Here is an 18,935-nt window from a genome sequence, read left to right on the forward strand (position 1 = left end):
AGAGAGAAACGCGCTCGTCACGAATCATCGATCCGTCAATCCTTCTTGTCATTGCGTCACGCACCATGTCGGACGCACGGAGATTCACTGTCCAGGCCGTCCGACCGCGCGACACGCATGTCCTTCGCGGACGCGGTAGTCAGAGGTATCAGGGCTCGCCCTAATAACCCATCGCTCCATTCCTGCTCTTTGCTGGACATACTTCCCGATTTCTACAGTCTGGCATACGATAGAGACTGGGCGGCAGCAGAGCACCTTTGCTCGCGTCGCCGGGAGGCTCGAAATGGTGACTTGGTCGGGCAAGGCGGGAGTCTTGATGGCTGCGATCGCTGTAGCACCGGGCGTCATGGCTGGCTGCTCCTGCGGAGATACCGGGGGCACGGCGCCTGTAGCATCCGGCGGCGCGGGGCCTGGCGGTGGGGGTGGAATTGGCGGTGGATTTGGCGGTGGCTTCGGCGGCTTCCCGGCGATCGCCAGCGGGGGCGGTGTCGGAGGCGAAGGCGACTGCGAGGGCCTCGAATGCCAGCAGGTCGAATGCGAGAACGGGGCGAAGACCACGGTGAGCGGCACCGTGTACGACCCCTCGGGCAAACTGCCGCTCTACAACGTGATCGTCTACGTCCCCAATGCGCCGCTTGAGCCCATCCCCGACGGTGCGACCTGCGATCAGTGCAGCGCGACGCTCTCCGGCTCACCCCTCGTGACGGCGCTGACCGATACGGAAGGAAAGTTCGTCCTGGAGGACGTGCCGGTCGGCGAGAACATCCCGCTCGTCGTGCAGGTGGGCAAATGGCGCCGCGAGATGACGCTCCCCGTGGTCGAGCGATGCGAGGACACCGAGACGGACGCCGGGATCATCCGGTTGCCGCGCAACCAATCGGAGGGGCACATACCGAAGATCGCGCTCACGACGGGCGGCGCCGATCCGCTCGAGTGCTTGCTGCACAAACTCGGGATCGATGAGAGCGAGTTCACGCCGGAGACCGGAACCGGGCGGATCAACCTGTTCGCCGGCCGCGGGGACGTCGATCACGAGGTGACGACGCGCTATGCGGATCGCCTGAATCAAGGCGTGGAGTTCACGCCGGCCACGAGCCTCTGGGGGACCGTCGACGCCCTGAGCCAGTACGACATGGTGATCCTCGCCTGCGAGGGCGACCCGTACGTGGAAGACAAACCCGGGCCCGCGCGCCAGGCCATGTTCGATTATACCTCGCTCGGCGGGCGCGTGTTCGCGTCCCACTGGCACAACGTCTGGCTGAAGCGGGGGCCGGCGCCGTTCCCGGACACGGCGGTCTGGGACAACGACGTCACGGACCCGGAGAGCCCTCTCACGGCGCTCGTGGACACCACGCTCCCGAAGGGGCAAGCCCTCGCGGAGTGGCTCGTCAATGTCGGCGCGTCGGAGGTGCCCGGCGAGATCGTGATCAACGGCGCGCAGCATACGGTGAGCGACGTGACCGAGGACATCTCGACCCGGTGGATCTATTACAACGAGCCCGAGCCGGCCGGGGTCCAGTACTTCACATTCAACACGCCCGTCGACGTCCCAGAAGATCAGCAGTGCGGGCGTCTCGTATTCACGGACATCCATGTCTCTGCGGCGGACCTCACGGGCCCGCCCTTCCCGGAGGGGTGCTCCACGGAGGAGCTGAGCGCTCAGGAGAAGGCGCTGCTCTTCATGCTGTTCGACCTGTCGTCCTGCATCGTGCCCGACGACGAGCCGCCGCCGATCCCCATCCCGCAGTGACCCGCCTCGCTCGCGTCGACCGCGCCGCCGGCGCCCGCGCGCCGGCTCCGGAGCCCCGCCGGCGCTGAACGACGCATGTCGGTATTCTCCTGAACTACGTCGTCTCCATCCCGAGCTGCCCCGCAAACGATCCTTGATGATGGGCGGAGAGCGTCCTCTCCGCTCGATCCGGCGAGCGCCGCGGGCCATCGGGGTTCGCCTTCGTTCCTCTCCGGGATGTCCTGTTGCTATCCGCCTCGCCTGATCGCGGGAGACCACGAGCCGGGGAGCCTCTGTGATCCATCGCGCGCGCCGACGGCGGGACACGCTGCCGCGCTGCGCAACCATCTCGCCGCGCTGCGCTCAGCGTACGCCTCGGAGATATCGATTGAGCAGACGGAGGCGTACGAAGACGACAATCATGACGACAGCCGAGACAAGACGCTGTCGCGGTGGGAAGCACCACGCAGATACGGAATGTCATCCATGCATGGTCCGGGGATCCTGCTAGGATGAATCTCGCCCGCAGTGCGGGGTTATATCCGGAGCGTGGGTCGCTGGTCTTCGGCTCGGCAGAAGGAACATTCCTACGATGGTCCAGCATCGCCCTAAGCCAGCGGCTGCATGTCGGACCATCGAGCGTTGGCTTCGCGAGGGCGGTCGTGCTCCGCGGTTGCGCGGGGCGTCGCAGGAGACGGGGCGCACGGAGGCGCTTCCGCTGCAGGGCGAGATGGGGGGGATGCGCGGGGTGATGGAGGGCGATGAAGTTCAGGTCTGTCCTGCGCCGCCGCCGCCGTCCTCGCGCCGGGACCTGTTCAGCCGGCGCGGCGACGCGGGCTGCCCGCTCTGCGCGCGGCGCGCGCGGTCGACGATGCCAGGCCTCGGCGGGGCGCCGTATCCCTTCCTGGCCGCCACCTGGGTGGTCCTCATGGTCGGCGAGCCCTTGCCGTCACCGCCCTGATCGCGCGCGGGCGCGGCGTCGTGCGCGTCAGCCGCGCTGCAGCGCCCGGGCGCGGCGTCGTGCGCGTCAGCCGCGCTGCAGCGCACGACGCTGCGCTCCGGGAGCGTTCGTCGCCAGCGCGGCGGAGCGGGCGCGCGCCCACCTCTCCCGTTGGCCGCGAGGGTGGCTGGCGTGCCGCTGCGCCCGGAGGAAGTGGGGGCCTCGCGCGGAGGCTCGACGGCCGAGCATCTGCCGGCGCCCTCTTGGGATGGGATGGGATGGGATGTGATGGGAAAGGTGCGACTGGGCGCTCCGCGGCGAGCGGCGCGCCCGACGCTGCAGCTCAGCTGGCCGCCGACCGCTTGCCGGCGGTCGCGCGCTTCTGCCCCGCCCTCTGCGCGCCCGGCTGCGCCGCCTTCGTTCGCCGCGCGGCTCCGCGCCCGACGCGGGCGCTGGCCGACGGCTTCCTCATCGCTGCTGCGCGCTGCGGCGCCGCGCGCTTCGCGCCCGAGGCGCGCGTCGTCTTGCGCCCGCCGGCCGGCGTCGCGCCCGCGGCGCGCGTCGTCTTGCGCCCGCCGGCCGGCGTCGCGCCGGCCGCGCTCCGGCCGCGCCCCGCCGCGCTACCGGTGGCGGTCCGCTTCCTCGTCGTGGCCGCCCTCTTGGCCGCGCCGCTCTGCTGCCGGCTCGTCTGTCCGGCGGTCGCCTTCCTCGGCGCGCTGCTGGTCTTCTTCTCCGCCGCCGCGGTGCTCCGCGCCGTGCCCGGCCGCGCCGCGGCGCTCGCTCCTGCCTTGCTCGCTCCCTTCTTCGCCCGGGTCACCCGCCGGGTCGGCGCAGCGGCCATCCGGGCGCCGGCAGCGGACTTCGTCCGCCTGCGCGGAGCCTTCCGACCCGCCTCGCCCTGGGATATCGCGGGCGCAGCTTGCTCGCGCTCGCCGCTCTGGACCCGCTTCCTCTGCTTGGACGTATCCTTCGATGTCTCGCCTCTCGGCATTGCGCCCTCCCCCCGAGCTCTCTCGACATGAGCTCGCTCGTGGACTCATGGTGCCACAGCCTTCCCTCTTTCCCGGTCGGAAAGTCGGCGGGAAGCACCGGAATCGAAATCAGGATCCGCTGTAGCCAACCCCGGCGGAAGCGCCTATTGCGCGTCAGGCGCTCGGCAAATCCGCGCTCCAGACCCGCGGGCGCGGCGAGCCGCACGCCCGCGCGAGACCCGCTCCGCTCGCGCCGCCCTCGCGCCCCGCGCCGCGCGTCAGAAGCAGGTGCCGCCGCCGCAGCTCCTGCCCACGCAGCGCAGCAGCTGCAACGTCTCCGGGCTGTGGATGCACTGGAACCCGCAGACGGCGGGGCCGCTGCCCTCGTCGAGGCAGCCGAAGAAACACGCGACGTCGTCCGCGCAGGTGGGGCTGAGCAGGCACTGGCTCAGCTGAGCGCAGCAGCGCTCGGCCACGCATCCTCCGCAGCCCGTCCCGTCCGATGGGCAAGCGGGGCCGCCGCAGAGGCCGTTCTGGCAGCCGCCGTTGCAGCACTCGCCGGAGTCCGCGCACGGCTGGCCGTCGCGCGCGCACGGGGGCCGGCAGACGCCGTCCTCGCACGCGCCGCTGCAGCACGCCTCGCCGGACGCGCAGCGGCTGCCGTCTGCGGCGCACTCGACGCAGACGAGCCCGCAGAGCCTGGGGACCTCGCCGACGCAGATCTCGTCCCAGCTGGTGGTGCAGCAGAACGGGTCGAACCGGCAGAGCTCGGCCGCGCACCCGCCGCAGTCCGCGGCGAGCGGCGCGCCGATCTCGCAGGGCGCGTGCGAGCACGCCGCGCCCCCGCACACGCCCTGCGCGCAGACGCCGGAGCAGCACGCATCGGCCGAGCCGCACGCGACCCCGTCCGAGCTGCACCCGCCGCAGATGCCCGCGTTGCAGCGCCCGGTGCAGCAGTCCGCGCTCTGGCCGCACACGGAGCCGTCGGGCGCGCACGCCTCGGCGCAGACGCCCGCGACGCAGGCGCCGCTGCAGCACGCGTCGCCCGCGCTGCAGCGCGCGCCGTTCGGGATGCACGGCGCGCGACATGCGCCCTCCACGCAGCTCAGCGAGCAGCACTGTCCCGCGGACTCGCACGCGCTCCCGTCCCGGAAGCAGCCCCGCCTGCACGCCCCGCCCATGCAGACCCCGGCGCAGCACGCCGCCGCGCTCTGGCACGGCGCCCCGTCGGCCGAGCAGCCCTGCCCGCAGAGCCCGCCGGTGCACAGGCCGGCGCAGCAGTCGCCCGGGGCGGCGCACCGCGCGCCGTCCCGCGCGCAGCTGTCGCCGCCGCAGATCCCCCGCGTGCACGCGGCGCTGCAACAGTCCGCCGCGCCCTGGCAGGGGAGCCCGTCCTCCCGGCACACCGGCGGGTCCGGGGGCGGCGCGTCGGGGGCGCCCCCTGCGCCCGCGAGATCGGGCAGCCCGACGAGCTGCTCTCGGGAGCCACACCCGAGGGCCAGCGCCGCGAGGACCACGAGCACGAGGAACACGAGGAGGGAGCGCGCTCGGAAAAGCACGGCGCGGAGGCTAACACGGGGGCAGTTCACGACGGGCGGGCGTGGCGGTGGGGCAACGGCGAGGACGTGGGGAAGTGGAGATGGAGATGTCGAACGGAAGCGGGGAAGCGGCGCCGCCGGGGCGGGAGACCTCGGCGGCCCGCCGAACGTGCGGACCCGAGGCGGCTTCCGATGCTACACTCGCGAGCGTGTCGTTGAAGATCGACCAGGATCACGGGCGCTTCCGTCAGATCGTTCGCGGCCGCATCCGCGAGAACCTGCGCAAGTACATCTCGCAGGGCGAGCTCATCGGACGAAAGGGGAAGGACCTCGTCTCGATTCCCATCCCTCAGATCGACATCCCGCGCTTCCGCTTCGGCGACAAGCAACGCGGCGGCGTGGGGCAGGGCGACGGCAACCCCGGCGATCCCGTGGGGGGCTCGGACGACAAGCAGCCCGGCCAGGGGCAGGCGGGCAGCGGCGAGGGGGACCACCTCCTCGAGGTCGACGTCACGCTCGAGGAGCTCGCCGGCATCCTCGGCGAGGAGCTCGAGCTGCCCGACATCCAGGACAAGGGAAAGAGCAAGATCTCGAACGCCCACGATCGCTACTCCGGCATCCGCAGGGTGGGCCCCGAGTCGCTGCGCCACTTCAAGCGGACGTACCGCGAGGCGCTGAAGCGGATGATCGCGAGCGGGACGTTCCGCCCGGCGGCGCCCGTCGTCGTCCCCGTCCCGGACGACAAGCGGTACCGCTCGTGGAAGACGATCACCGAGCCCGTCGCGAACGCGGTCATCATCTACATGATGGACGTCTCCGGGTCGATGGGCGACGAGCAGAAGGAGATCGTGCGCATCGAGTCGTTCTGGATCGATGCGTGGCTGACCCGCCAGTACAAGGGCCTCGAGTCGCGCTTCATCATCCACGACGCGATCGCCCGCGAGGTCGACCGGGACACGTTCTTCCACACGCGCGAGTCCGGCGGCACGATGATCTCGAGCGCCTACAAGCTGTGCTCGCAGATCATCGACAACGACTACCCGCCGGACGAGTGGAACATCTATCCGTTCCACTTCTCCGACGGCGACAACTGGTCGATGGACGACACGCTCTCCTGCGTGGACGTGCTCAAGACCCAGATCCTGCCGCGGGTCAACATGTTCGCCTACGGGCAGGTCGAGAGCCCGTACGGCTCGGGCCAGTTCATCAAGGATCTGAAAGAGCACTTCTCGCACGACGATCGGGTTGTGGTGAGCGAGATCAGGGACAAGGACGCCATCGTGGGCAGCATCAAGGATTTCCTGGGGAAGGGGAAGTAGAGCGGTATGAGCAAGTTCGCCCTGAACACCGCGCTTCCCCGCTACCTGCGCACCGAGAAGGAGCGCATCGAGAAGATCGCCCGGGACTACGGGCTCGACTTCTTCCCCGTCATCTTCGAGATGCTGACGTACGACCAGATGAACGAGATCGCCGCGTACGGCGGCTTCCCGAGCCGCTACCCGCACTGGCGGTTCGGCATGGAGTACGAGCAGCTCTCGAAGAGCTACGAGTATGGCCTCTCGAAGATCTACGAGATGGTCATCAACAACAACCCTTCGTACGCCTACCTCCTCGAGGGCAACTCGCTCACCGACCAGAAGCTCGTCATGGCGCACGTGTACGCGCACGTCGACTTCTTCAAGAACAACTTCTGCTTCCGGTCCACCGATCTCGACCATCGCGGCCCGATCCTCGACCCGGTGCGGAGGAGCGATGCCTACGATCCGGACCGCAAGTGGATCGACAAGATGGCGAACCACGGCGCGCGCGTGTCGCGGCACATCGAGCGCTATGGCATCAACAAGGTCGAGGCGTTCGTCGACCACTGCCTCTCGCTCGAGAACCTGATCGACCCGTGGGCCCCCTTCAGCGGCCGTCCTGTGGCCAAGGAGGACGAGGAGCCCACGGAGGAGCCGATGGACACCTACAAGCTCCGGGCCAAGGAGTACATGGACTCCTTCATCAACCCGGAGGAGATCCTCGCGGCGCAGCGGAAGAAGCGGCAGGACCAGAAGAAGCCGGAGCGCAAGGTGCCGGAGCGCCCGGAGCGCGACGTGCTCAAGTTCCTGCTCGACCACGCGCCGCTCGATCGGTGGGAGCGCGACGTGCTCGAGATCATCCGCGAGGAGACCTACTACTTCGTCCCCCAGCGCCAGACGAAGATCATGAACGAGGGGTGGGCCTCGTACTGGCACTCGAAGATGATGACCGAGAAGGTCCTCGATGCGTCAGAGATCATCGATTACGCCGAGAACAACGCCGGTGTCATGGCGACGGCGCCGGGGCGCTTCAACCCCTACAAGGTCGGCGTGGAGCTCTATCGCTACATCGAGGAGCGATGGAACAAGGGCCGCTTCGGCCGCGAGTGGGAGGAGTGCGCGGACCTCGACGCGAAGCGCACCTGGGACATGCGGCTCGGCCTCGGCCGCGAGAAGATCTTCCAGGTGCGCGCGCTCTACAACGACGTGACCTTCATCGACGAGTTCCTGACGCCGGAGTTCGTGATCGAGCAGAAGATGTACACGTTCGGCTTCTCGGGGCGGAACGACAGGTTCGAGATCGAGAGCCGCGAGTTCAAGGAGGTGAAGGAGAAGCTCCTCTTCCAGCTGACGAACTTCGGCGACCCGTACATCCGTGTCGTCGACGCCAACTACGGCAACCGGGGAGAGCTCCTGCTCGAGCACGTGCACGGCGGCTTCGACCTCCGCGCCGACTACGCGCGCGAGACGCTCGTGGCGCTCGTCCGGTGCTGGAAGCGGCCGGTCGGCGTGGCGACGAAGATGGATAACAAGCCTGTGCTGCTCCGGTACGACGGCAAGGAGCACGCGATGACCCCGTACAAGCTGTGAGCGCCTGCGGAGCGATCCGCCGGCTCGGCGTCCTGCTCGCGCTCGCCGGTTGCGCCCCGGCGGCGCCAGCGTCGCGCTCGCCGGCGCCGCGACCATTGGCCGAGGCCCCTGCGCCGCCTTCCCGGCTCGATCCGACGGAGCACGCGGCGCCCGCGCCGCCTCCTGGGAGCGGCGCTGCCCCGGGCGCGCCGGTCGGCTCGGGCGTCCCGCTCGACGCGCCGTCCACCAGCGAGGCAGCGGCGGCGAGCCCTCCTCCGCGCGTCGCGCGCGGCACCGGCACGCCGGCGGACAGGAAGCTCGAAGAGGGCGACGCCGCCTATGCGAGCGGCGATTTCGCCGCTGCCGAGAGGGCCTATCGCGCGGCCGCGCAGCTCGACAAGAAGGACGCGGCGGCGATCGTCGGCGCCCAGCGCGCGGCGATCGCCAGGGCAGGCGTGTCCACCGACTACAACGGGGCGCCGGGCGACAGGACGCTGCTCGCCGCGCTCCCTGAGCTGAAGCGTGCGGTGACGCTCGAGCCTGACCACGCGCTCGCGCACCTCGAGCTCGGCCGCACACTCCTTGTCCTCGGCCGGGCCGACGCGGCGCTCGGTGAGCTGACACGTGCCGCGGAGCTCGCCCCGAGCGACGCCGAGGCGCACTCCGCGCTCGGCGTCGCGCACCTCGCGCTCGGCAACCTGCAAGACGCTGTCCGTGAGCTGACGCGGGCGGCGGAGCTCGCCCCCGGGGACGCGGAGCGGCAGGCGAACCTCGGGACAGCGCTCCTGGCCGCGGGGAGGACGGCCGACGCGATCCGCGCTTACGAGCGCGCCGCGAGGCTCTCGCCGGCGGACGCGCGCCTGCAGAACGACCTCGGGACGGCGCTCCTCGCCGCGAACGATCCCGCGCGCGCCGTTCCGCACCTCGAGGCGGCTGTGGCGCGCGACCCGGCGCGCGCCACCTACCGATCGAACCTCGGGTATGCGTACCACCTCCGCGGCGACCTGCAGAAGGCGACCGCGCTCTACCGCGAGGCGCTCAAGCTCGACGACAAGCTCGGGAGCGCCTGGATCAACCTGGGCAACGCCCTTGCGCAGTCGGGCCAGCTGAAGGACGCGCGCGCAGCGTACGAGAAGGCGCGCGCCGTCGATCCCACGGATCCGCGCGTGAAGGCGGTGATGGACGAGCTCGACGCCATCGAGCGGCGCGGCGCTCCGCCGCGGTGACGCCGAGGCGCCGGTCGCGTGCGCCACAGCGGCGCTGCGCGGCGCGGGCCAGCGGTCAGGCGCGCGCTGCGCGCCGCGCTCGGGAGGCGGCGCGCTGCCGCGCCGGACAGCGCGACGGTGAACACACGCGGCCTGCATGGATGATTGTCAAGCTCAATCGTTGCGATGTCCGACCTCGCGCGCCTTTTTGGGCTGCTCGCGCCGCTCGCGGCGAAGGTGAGGGCGCTCGGTCGAGCGGCGCCCAGCAGCAGGACGAGGGCTGCGGGACCATCAATGTTGCGAAGCGCTCCCGGACGCCTGACGACACCCGGCGCCAGCCGCGAGCGCTCGCCCGGCGTGGGGCTCGTCGCGGCGCTGCCTCGAGACGCCGACTCCCGCGCGAGAGGGCCGCATACCGAATCCGCGCCCGAGAGACGCACTCGGCTCCGGCGCGCGATGGGCCACGTGGTAGGTGGGCGCACGGATCTCCTCGCACTCCCGCGGCGACTCGCTGGACCACACGATGCCTGAGCGCACCTCCGCCGCGCGCAGGAAGGGGTTGACAGCAGCGACGCACTTTCGATTACCTCTCTTCTGCTGCTCCAAATGGTCTGATGGTCAACGACTGTGCGCCCCGCCGAGGCGAGCGGGGAGCACATGTGTAGCGAATTACAAATGGCGCCGCCGGCGCGGGTGCTCTGTGGACAAAATGTCTGCCTGTCGTGGTGACCCACGAACATCGCGTGCTGAGGCAAGCGGAGCCCGTTTCACCCGGATATGCGCGAAACGACCGAACGGAGCCGTCGGCCAGCAGCCGGCGCCCTACATCGGTTCACCTGGTCATGAGACCAGTGATCTTCGATAAATGCGAGCTGTATTACAGAAAGTCTACCGCGCGGTGGCATGCCTGGTGCAACCGCCCGGGCGGTCGCTGACGTTTCTGCCGCGTGAAGGCCCGGATGGCGCTCGCTGGAAACCTCGCGATGCACTCGACGGGGCACCCCGAACCCGGGTAACCTCGTTCGTGCCTCACTTGTCAACCAACCCCCGAGGCTTTGATGTCCGTTTCCAAGCAGGCCGACATAGCTCCGACCTTGCGACCGCCGCCCGCGTTACCGGCGGACGGCATGGTCATTTCCGCGAACTTCTCGGTCGGTGGCTTCAGTAAACGGTGGAACCACTGTCATCAGCTAGCCAATTTCCTCGCGAGGTACGCGAGCGCCAATGAGGATGACCCCGAGCGCCACGCGACCTTGCTCTCGACGTTCTTCAACGAATTGCTGGAAGCGATATACCGGAATCACGGCTCCACCGGCGAGATCAAGATGCGGTTCCGCAAGAAGCAGAACCATATCCTCGTCGAGGCGGAGGTCCCGATCAACGAGCAGAGCGCCAAGTTCTACAACCACGCCGTCCAGCTGGCCAATCAGCCGGACCCGATGGCCTGGTATCGAGAGCAGCTCGAGCACGACGTTCCGGATGATGACGCTCAGGCGCTCGGGCTGCTCGAACTCGCGGTCGTCTACGGCTCGAAGCTCAGTATCTCCGAACCCACGAGCGGGGACTGGCTCCTTCTGGCGATTCAGTTCCCGTTCACTGAGGTAGAAGAACTATGACAGCTCCGATCGGTCGCGAATCCGCCGTACCGCCCTCGTCTGCGAGCGGCCTCCCTTCGTGGCGCTCGCAGGTGACCTTCAGCATGCGCGTCGACCAGACCGACCAGGAGGTTGCGCTCTCGGGCATGCTGCGGCCGTTCGGTGCCGATCAGATGAGGGCCATCCGCGGCACGCTGGAGACCGCGGCCAAGAACGCGAGCGGCGAGCTCTGCCTGGACTTCAAGCGGCTCAAGTACATGAACAACGTGGCATTCCTGGAGATCAACAGGTTTGTCCGTTGGGCCGTCGAGGCGCGTCCCAACCTCAAGATCAGGCTGATCATCTCCAGCGTCATCCCCTGGGCGATCCGCAAGTTTCAGGTCATCGCGGAGATCTACTCGAGCGTCTCCGTCGAGATCTACGACGTCGCGTTCTACCCGAGCCAGGGAATGCTCGAAGATGCCGAGTTCATCGACGTCCTCCGCCTCCAGGAGCGCATCATCTGGGAGCACGAGAAGACGGGGCTGATGAACCACGGCCTCTACCCGGGGATGAAGATCGCCGATATCGCGTGCGGCTTCGGCGACTTCGCGATCTTGCTCCAGAAGGAGTTCAAGCCGGAGCACGTCACCGGGGTCGATCACTCCCGGCCCGCGCTCCGCTACGCGCAGGACCACATACGGCGGCTCGGGCTGGAGAACGTCGAGTATCAGTACGGGGACGCCGCGGCGCTGCTCCTGCCGGACAACTCGTTCGACTTCGTGTCTTGCCGTCTGTCTCTCCAGGTCTTTCCGCAGCCCGAGCGCATCATGCAGGAGCTCTACCGCATCTGCAAGCCGGGCGGCCGGATCTACATCACGAACGAGCTCCTGTCGTGCGCGTACGGCTATCCGGAGCAGGACCTCATCCGTGCGACCTACAAGCGGTTCGTCGAGCTCGGCAGGTCGATCGGGATGGATCTCGATACGGGGATAAAGACGCGGCAGATCCTGGGGGAGGCCGGCCTCGAGGACATCCGCGTCAACCTGATCGACATCAACAACATGAACACGGACTGCTTCGACTTCGCGCGCGTCGTCGAGTGCTGGATCTCGGTGACCGCCAACATGGCCCGGACCGCCGGCGCCCCGCCGGACTACCACGCCGAGCTGAGCACCGGGCTGCGCGCTCACATGGCGGCCATCACGCACCCGCACGGCCTCGCCTCGTGGCCGATCTACGCCGGCTCGGGCCGCAAGCCGATGCGGGTCATGTGAGGGGAGGCCGGGTCGTCATGCTCCGCCGCGTCGTGATGCCGATCGAGTGGCCCAGGGCCGTGCCGTTAGGAGATTGCCAGCCGTGAGCGTTCAACCTCGGAACTCTGGCGAACAGCGGCCTCAAAGCCTGCTCTTCAGGTTCAGGAAGTTCAGCACCAAGATCATCTTCGTGACGGGCGTGAGCGTCCTGCTCGGTGCCGTGTGGAACGTCGTCGTCGGGCGGCAAGGCATCCACCGGCTGAGCAGCGAGGCCGCCGCGGAGATCGAGGCCGGCCTCAACTCGGCGAACCGCGAGTACCTCACCAATCACCTGGAGGACAAGGCCACTCACGTCAACCTCAGGCTCGGCGAGGCGTACAGGGACCTCCAGACCCTCGCCGGCGTCTTGCAGACCGTGATCGATCGCGAGGAGGACGTCGCCCCGTTCCTGCGGACGGCCGCCGACTTCCCGTATTTCCGCGATCAGATGAAGTTCAACCCGAAGGGGAACTGGTACCAGAACGATCCGAGCGAGCCGAGCGTCGTCAGCGTCTGGGGCTACCTGGGGAAGGACGGGACGATCCTGCCCGAGGTCCAGCGGGCCGTCAACGAGACCGCGTTTCTGGATCTCATCCTGCCTTCGTTCGGCAAGTACGGCGCCGACAAGCTTCAGATCTATTACATCGGTCCTGAGGACAAGCCGTATGTGCGGCTGACGCCGTACACGGACATGGCGTCGACCTTCGACAAGCTGTATCCGGGGCACAACGACCAGGGGTGGTACAAGTTCTTCTTCCCCGGCATGGCCGAGAGCTGGAACGAGTGGGCGAAGGACCCCGCCGGGCTGAGCGCGCACCCGGATCAGACCACGGTCACGGCGCCGTACGACGACGCGGCGGGCGGCGGCATCGTGATGACGGCGTTCCATCCGCTCTGGGCGAAGGACCGCAAAGCTTTGGTGGGGTCGGTCGGGCTCGACCTTACGCTCGCGCAGCTCATCGCCTCGATCAAGGACGTCAAGCTGGCCACCGCGGGCTTCGCCTTCCTGGCGCAGGCGGACGGGAACGTCTTCGCGGTCAACGAGCTCGGCGCAAAGACGCTGCGGCTGCGCACGGACGCGGGCGCCGGTCAGAACTCCGGCGTCGGCATGCTGCAGCGGTTCTTCAAGGACAGCGAGGACTCGGGGGTGTCTGGCATCGTCCTTCCGAACGATGATAAAGTCGACTACCGGGAGATGGTGATATCGGGCGAGACGTACATCATCGCCCTCCAGCGGCTCGCGCCGGTGAACGGCTGGGCCGGGCCGGACGCGCGCGTGGCCAAGGAGCGGTGGACGATGGGCTTCGTCGTCCCGAAGAAGGAGATGTACGCCTCGCTCCTCGCGGCGCAGAAGAGCATCGAGAAGAGCAGGACGGTGATCGTCGGGACCCAGGTCCTCATCACGATCGCCTCGTTCCTCGTGCTCATGCTGGGTGTCTACCTGATCTCCCGCAAGATGACGGGCGCCCTGGTCGCGCTCTCGACCGGCGCGACGCGGATGCGCGAGGGCGATTACGGCGTTCGCATCGACGTGAACTCCGCGGACGAGATCGGGCAGCTCGGCGTCGCGTTCAACGAGATGGCGAGCGAGATCGAGGCCTACACGAACAACCTCGAAGAGCTCGTCGGCGAGCGGACGAGGGCCCTCGAGAAGGCGAACGAGGAGATCAGCGAGCTGAACGCGAAGCTCGCCCAGGAGAACATCCGGCTCGGCGCCGAGCTGAACGTCGCGCGGCAGCTCCAGCTCATGGTGCTCCCCGCGCCGAGCGAGCTCCAGGAGATCCCGGGCCTCGACATCGCGGGCTACATGGCTCCTGCCGACGAGGTCGGCGGGGACTACTACGACGTGCTCCGGAGCGACGGGCTCGTCAAGATCGGCATCGGCGACGTCACCGGCCACGGGCTGGAGAGCGGCGTGCTGATGCTCATGGTCCAGACGGCCGTCCGGACGCTGCTCGCGGCCAACGAGCGGGATCCGAAGAAGTTCCTGAGCATCGTCAACAAGGTCATCTACCAGAACATCCAGCGCATCCGGTCGGACAAGAACCTGTCCTTGACGCTGCTCGACTACAGCGACGGCGGGCTCCAGCTCACCGGTCAGCACGAGGATCTGATCATCGTCCGGAAGGACGGGACCCTCGATCGTGTCGAGACCATGGGGCTCGGGTTGCCGATAGGCATCGACCTGGATATCAGCGATTTCATCGGTAGCATCGAGGTGAAGCTGGAGCCCGGGGACGTCGTGACGCTCTTCAGCGACGGCATCACCGAGGCGGAGGACTCTTCAGAGGAACAGTACGGAATCGACCGGCTGTGTCAGGTGATCTCACGAAACCACGAAAGAACCTCGCGGGAGATCAAGGACGCTATCATCGAGGACGTCTTGGCGCACGTAGGCTACAACAAAATCCATGATGACATCACTGTACTTGTCATTAAGAGGGTATGAGCAAGGGGGAGACTGGGCATTACCATGAGCGAAATCATCGGCGTCTACTCTTTAGACGATTCGTTCAGCGAACACATGTCGCTGACGTTGTACCCCGACTCGTTCGCGGTGAGATGGAGCCTTTGTAACCTGACGGCCAATTTCATGGCCGAGTACTTCGGCGAGCTCTTTCCGGAGATAGACGGCGAGGACAGGCTCATCAGCCGAGACGAGGTCTCAGGCGCCATCGGGTACGTTCTGAACGAACTGGTTGAGAACGCCGTCAAGTTCAATCAGCACGGTGACATCACCGTGACCGTGGGTATCGGGCGTGAGGATCTGGTGTGTCTCGTCAGCAACCAGATCACGAACGCCGCCGTCCCCTCGCTTCGTGAGAAGCTCCTAGAGCTCACACAGGAGGACCCTGGGGAGCTCCTGCGTCGACAGGCGGAGGCGAACGCCGAGGACGCGGAGAACGCCGGGTCGGGGCTCGGGTATCTCATCATCATGAATGATTACGGTGTCAGTCTTGGTTGGAAGCTGGATCCGATCTCGGTCAACAGCTTCAGCATCAAGACGATGGCCAGGATTCCTATTTTGAATGAAAGGTCGAGAATGGAAATCAAGGGTGGTAACTATCGGGTTTGGTACGATCCCTCTGAGGTGGTGGTGTACCTGGAAGGAATCCTTCGTCTTGGCGGCACCACCGAGTACGCCCCCATCGAGGAGCTGCTCGACAAGGTCCTGGCCACGAACCCTCCCACCATCACACTCGACGTCAGGGCGCTGAACTTCCTGAACAGCTCAGGGATCAACGTCCTCTACAAGTTCGCGATCGCCACCCGGAAGAAGGGTGAGCTCCAGCTCATCGTCCGCGGGTCGAAGTCCATCCCGTGGCAGGGGAAGTCGCTGCCCAACCTCAAGAAGTTCAATCAGAACTTCGAGATGATACTCTGTGATTGAGATCGGATGGGTTCTTCCGTCCAACCCGAATCGCGTCCAGGTCGAGCCATGACTGCACCCAAGGACATCAGCTCGATGCACTCCAGAGGCTTCCTGCAGAAGCAGAGCAATCTGGATGCCATCAGGGCGATCGTGAAGGAGCGGCAAGCGTGGAACACGTTGCTCCGCGAGGAGGGGAACTTCACAGACTTCATGGAGCGCTGCAACGCGCTGCTGGAGTACGTCGACAAGCTGAAGCTCGACTTCGACGACCTCTCCCTGGTGCACGAGGCGATCCTGGAACACGCGACCAGCATCGAGAACGAGCTCGAAGGGTACAACCGGGCCATCGACGACGACCTCGCGGTGGCGCGGCAGGTCCAGCGCGCCCTGCTTCCGGAGGCGAGCGGGGCCATCGCCTCGTCCTTCGACATGGCCATCTTCCACAAGCAGCTCGCCCAGGTCGGAGGAGACTACTACGACTTCTTCTACCTTCCCGGCGAGCGCCACGCGATAGGGGTTTACGATATCTCAGGTCACGGAGTATCGTCGGCGCTCATCATGGCGTTTCTGAAGGCGCAGTTCGCCCACGCTACCAAGCGGCTAGATAGCCCTGGGGCGATCGTGGACTGGGTGAACCGGAGCGCTTACTCGTTCCTGCGGGAGGTTCGCCGGTACGCGACGGTGAACTTTGTCATGTTTACTGACCGATTCCTCCGCTACGTCTCGGGCGGAGGGTACGGGCTCCTGGTCCGTCGCGGCACGCCTCGCTCGTTCAACCGGGTGAGCAACTTTATCGGTCTGCGCATCAAGCCATTTCACGAGTTCGAGCTGCCGTTCGAGGAGGATGACGTCCTCGCCTTGTACACAGACGGGATGTTCGAGGCCCAGGACGCGAGCGGGGAGATATATTCCGTGCAACGTCTCAACGAAATCGTCGTCAAGCACAGCGAGGAACCGGTGCAGGTGATCCTCGACCGGTGCATCGAGGACTACACGCGGTTCCGGGTGGCGGACGCCGACGACATCACACTGATCATCCTGCGAAGGTGCGCCTGATGAAGCCCGAGAAGAATCATTCGCAGACGTCGGTCGGTGCATCGATATATATCTCTCCGATCGATCACATCACGGGCGACGTGGCCGGCCTGCTTGCGAACTTTTTGGACGCGCTTCTGGTGAGGTTCTATCCCAGACGGATCTGCCAGAAGGTCAACGTGGTGGTCACGGAGCTGGTCACCAACGTGCTCCAGCACGGGACCGAGCGTGAGAGCGAGGTGCGGCTCGATCTGAGCATCGATCCGGATCGATTGCTCATCAAGGTATCCAACCGCGTTACGCCGGAAGAGTACCGGACCGTCAAGGCGGTATTCGACGAGATCTTCGCCGCGGAGGACCCGAGAGAGCTCTTTGCCAGGACGGTGCGCGAGCGGCGCAACGATCGACGCAGGGGCGGTCTAGGGCTCATTCGGTTGACCGCCGAGAACAAATTCCATCTCTCGACGCAGTACGTCGATGGAATCCTCGTCGTCCAGGCTACTTTCCCTTGAAAAGGCTGCGTATGTTTTTCACGAAAGGTCGCGTATGAAGGCTCTCAGCTATGGCGAAATCACGGATGGCGGGCTGAGCGTCTTTCAGTCGGTCGCCCGGCTCGATGACGACAACCGCCTCGTTTTGACCTTCGAGGGCGCTATCCGGATCGACAACCCGTACCGGTACCTGTCGAGCTACCTGGACGAGCTGGCTCGAGTCCTCCCGCAGCACCCGATCACGTCCACGGTGATGGATTTCGTGAAGATGCGGTTCTGCAACTCGAACGGCTTCTACGTCATCATGGATATCGTGGACGCCGTGTACAACCTGGTGCCCGGCCGGGTGACCGTGCGGCGGATCCTCGACGATGACTGGCAGCACGAGACGCTGCCCATCCTGCTCAACCTGAACGAGGAGCACGTGGCCGCGCGGACGACGTTCGAGGACGTCAAGGAGACCTAGGCGTGGGGGTGTGGGCTGGGTAAGGCGACCGGCGATGGACACACCTGCGAACGAAGCGGACGTAGAGAGGTTCTTCGCTGTCTGTCCCGATCCGCTGTGTGTTCTGCGGAGCGATGGATCGTTCCTGCGCGTGAGCGGCGCCTGGGAGCGGACGCTCGGCCTGGGGACCGAGGATCTCGTCGGCCGGAGCCTCCTCGATCTCGTGCACCAGGACGACGTCGTCGCGACCAGGGAGCAGATGGATCGGCTCCTCCAGGGGCCCGTCACGCTCGGGCTGGAGAACCGGTGCAGGAGCAGGAGCGGCCTCTACGTCTGGCTGTCGTGGTCGATGCTCTCGGTGCCGAGCGAAGGGCTCGTGTACGGGTGGGCGCGCAACGTGGGCAAGCAGAAGCGCCTCGAGCGGGCGCTGATGCAGCGGATCGAGACGAAGATGCTGGTCGCGTCGATCTCGGCCCATTTCATCAACGTGAAGCTTTCGGACGTCGACCGCGGCTTCCAATCTGCGCTCGCGGAGCTCGGCAAGGCGCTGCGCGCCGACAGGACGAGCCTGTTCCTCCTCGCGGAGGACGGGCGGCGGTTCCTGAACACGCACGAGTGGTGCGCCGACGGGGTGCCGTCGCTGCGCGCGGAGCGGGGAGTCGTGTCCAGGGACGTGTATCCGTGGCTCGTCGAGCGGCTGTTCCGCCTCGAGGTGTGCGACGTGCCGCGCGTGGCCGACCTGCCGGATGAGGCAGCGAGCGAGCGGCGTGCCTTCGCGGAGCTCGGGATCGCCTCGCTCGTCCGGATGCCTGCAGCGTACGCGGGGCGGCTCGTGGGCGTCGTGGGGCTCGACGCGGTGCGATCCACCCGCGCGTGGGACAAGAGCGTCCGGGCGCTGCTCCAGGTCATCGGCGAGATGTTCGCGATCACGCTGGAGCGCATGCGCGCCGAGGAGTCGCTGCGCGAGGTGGTCGAGCAGCAGGAGTCGATGCGCGCGGTGATCTCGCGGCAGGAGTCCGCGATCGAGACGCTGTCGACGCCGATCATCCAGGTCTGGGACAGCGTGCTCGTGCTGCCGCTCGTCGGCAGCATCGATCGCCACCGGGCGACAGAGATCACGGAGAAGCTGCTGCGCACGATCGTCGAGACGAAGTCGCGCTACGCGATCGTCGAGGTGACGGGGGTCGAAGAGGTCGACTCCACGACGGCGCAGCACCTCATCAGCATGCTCCAGACGATCGAGCTGCTCGGCGCGCAAGGGGTCGTGGCCGGAGTCCAGCCGCAGGTGGCGCAGACGGCCTCGTCGCTCGGTGTCGAGCTCTCGTCCGTCCAGGTGCATCGGGACCTCCAGGAGGCGCTGAGGTGGTGCATCCGGGAGCTCCGGGCAGACCGGGGGTCAGAGAAGCGGCGGCGGGGACGGCGGTAGATCCAGGTTGCGCCTCCCCCGGGGACCGAATATTTCGTACACGAAG

Annotated in this window: 15 protein-coding genes; 12 read left to right on the forward strand and 3 right to left on the reverse strand. The window is 67.0% G+C overall.

Annotated features, from left to right (window positions below):
* The first annotated feature begins 346 nt into the window (after positions 1-346).
* Positions 347-1,750, forward strand: coding sequence for a carboxypeptidase-like regulatory domain-containing protein (locus WMF39_RS09510; RefSeq protein ID WP_437745218.1), 1,404 nt, complete (start codon positions 347-349; stop codon positions 1,748-1,750).
* 747 nt (positions 1,751-2,497) lie between these two features.
* Here the strand turns inward: WMF39_RS09510 and WMF39_RS09515 are convergent.
* The 3 genes from WMF39_RS09515 to WMF39_RS09525 all read right to left on the reverse strand — a co-directional run bounded on the left by WMF39_RS09515 (position 2,498) and on the right by WMF39_RS09525 (position 5,199).
* On the reverse strand, positions 2,498-2,776 hold the full coding sequence (locus WMF39_RS09515) for a hypothetical protein (protein WP_437745219.1): 279 nt from the start codon (positions 2,774-2,776) through the stop codon (positions 2,498-2,500).
* A gap of 236 nt (positions 2,777-3,012) precedes the next feature.
* Positions 3,013-3,660, reverse strand: a complete 648-nt coding sequence (locus WMF39_RS09520; RefSeq protein WP_437745220.1) for a hypothetical protein — start codon at positions 3,658-3,660, stop codon at positions 3,013-3,015.
* 258 nt (positions 3,661-3,918) lie between these two features.
* Positions 3,919-5,199: a hypothetical protein gene (locus WMF39_RS09525; protein ID WP_437745221.1), complete on the reverse strand. Its 1,281-nt coding sequence runs from the start codon at positions 5,197-5,199 to the stop codon at positions 3,919-3,921.
* A 188-nt stretch (positions 5,200-5,387) separates the two neighbouring features.
* Between WMF39_RS09525 and WMF39_RS09530 the strand changes: the two genes are divergently transcribed.
* From WMF39_RS09530 to WMF39_RS09580, 11 genes are all read left to right on the forward strand, one after another.
* Entirely contained in the window at positions 5,388-6,497 is a 1,110-nt protein-coding gene (locus WMF39_RS09530; RefSeq protein ID WP_437745222.1) for a DUF444 family protein, read from the forward strand.
* A 6-nt stretch (positions 6,498-6,503) separates the two neighbouring features.
* Entirely contained in the window at positions 6,504-8,066 is a 1,563-nt protein-coding gene (locus tag WMF39_RS09535; protein ID WP_437745223.1) for a SpoVR family protein, read from the forward strand.
* Complete coding sequence (locus tag WMF39_RS09540) at positions 8,063-9,271, forward strand: tetratricopeptide repeat protein (RefSeq protein ID WP_437745224.1); 1,209 nt, start codon at positions 8,063-8,065, stop codon at positions 9,269-9,271. The genes WMF39_RS09535 and WMF39_RS09540 overlap by 4 nt, the downstream gene beginning before the upstream one ends.
* A 1,037-nt stretch (positions 9,272-10,308) precedes the next feature.
* Entirely contained in the window at positions 10,309-10,866 is a 558-nt protein-coding gene (locus WMF39_RS09545; RefSeq protein ID WP_437534412.1) for a hypothetical protein, read from the forward strand.
* Positions 10,867-10,937: 71 nt separating this feature from the next.
* A complete protein-coding gene (locus WMF39_RS09550) occupies positions 10,938-12,101 on the forward strand; it encodes a methyltransferase domain-containing protein (RefSeq protein ID WP_437745225.1) in 1,164 nt (387 codons plus the stop codon).
* 82 nt (positions 12,102-12,183) lie between these two features.
* The gene (locus WMF39_RS09555) at positions 12,184-14,568 is read left to right on the forward strand and encodes a PP2C family protein-serine/threonine phosphatase (protein ID WP_437745226.1); all 2,385 of its coding nucleotides are present in this window, start codon (positions 12,184-12,186) and stop codon (positions 14,566-14,568) included.
* 24 nt (positions 14,569-14,592) lie between these two features.
* Complete coding sequence (locus WMF39_RS09560) at positions 14,593-15,510, forward strand: slr1658 superfamily regulator (protein ID WP_012234413.1); 918 nt, start codon at positions 14,593-14,595, stop codon at positions 15,508-15,510.
* Between the two features lie 48 nt (positions 15,511-15,558).
* Positions 15,559-16,548, forward strand: a complete 990-nt coding sequence (locus tag WMF39_RS09565) for a PP2C family protein-serine/threonine phosphatase (protein ID WP_437745227.1) — start codon at positions 15,559-15,561, stop codon at positions 16,546-16,548.
* The gene (locus WMF39_RS09570; RefSeq protein ID WP_231864758.1) at positions 16,548-17,039 is read left to right on the forward strand and encodes an ATP-binding protein; all 492 of its coding nucleotides are present in this window, start codon (positions 16,548-16,550) and stop codon (positions 17,037-17,039) included. Before WMF39_RS09565 ends, WMF39_RS09570 begins: the two co-directional genes overlap by 1 nt.
* A 34-nt stretch (positions 17,040-17,073) precedes the next feature.
* A complete protein-coding gene (locus WMF39_RS09575) occupies positions 17,074-17,484 on the forward strand; it encodes a hypothetical protein (protein ID WP_012234416.1) in 411 nt (136 codons plus the stop codon).
* Between the two features lie 34 nt (positions 17,485-17,518).
* Complete coding sequence (locus WMF39_RS09580; protein WP_437745228.1) at positions 17,519-18,889, forward strand: STAS domain-containing protein; 1,371 nt, start codon at positions 17,519-17,521, stop codon at positions 18,887-18,889.
* Positions 18,890-18,935 lie beyond the last annotated feature (46 nt).

This window comes from Sorangium sp. So ce1504 (genome assembly GCF_051521635.1).
Lineage (GTDB): Bacteria > Myxococcota_A > Polyangia > Polyangiales > Polyangiaceae > Sorangium > Sorangium cellulosum_B.

Coding starts and splice junctions, on each gene's coding strand:
- WMF39_RS09535 (WP_437745223.1), top strand. CDS start 6,504: ATGAGCAAGTTCGCCCTGAACACCGCGCTTCCCCGCTACCTGCGCACC.
- WMF39_RS09560 (WP_012234413.1), top strand. CDS start 14,593: ATGAGCGAAATCATCGGCGTCTACTCTTTAGACGATTCGTTCAGCGAA.
- WMF39_RS09570 (WP_231864758.1), top strand. CDS start 16,548: ATGAAGCCCGAGAAGAATCATTCGCAGACGTCGGTCGGTGCATCGATA.
- WMF39_RS09575 (WP_012234416.1), top strand. CDS start 17,074: ATGAAGGCTCTCAGCTATGGCGAAATCACGGATGGCGGGCTGAGCGTC.
- WMF39_RS09580 (WP_437745228.1), top strand. CDS start 17,519: ATGGACACACCTGCGAACGAAGCGGACGTAGAGAGGTTCTTCGCTGTC.
- WMF39_RS09545 (WP_437534412.1), top strand. CDS start 10,309: ATGTCCGTTTCCAAGCAGGCCGACATAGCTCCGACCTTGCGACCGCCG.
- WMF39_RS09565 (WP_437745227.1), top strand. CDS start 15,559: ATGACTGCACCCAAGGACATCAGCTCGATGCACTCCAGAGGCTTCCTG.
- WMF39_RS09510 (WP_437745218.1), top strand. CDS start 347: ATGGCTGGCTGCTCCTGCGGAGATACCGGGGGCACGGCGCCTGTAGCA.
- WMF39_RS09520 (WP_437745220.1), bottom strand. CDS start 3,660: ATGCCGAGAGGCGAGACATCGAAGGATACGTCCAAGCAGAGGAAGCGG.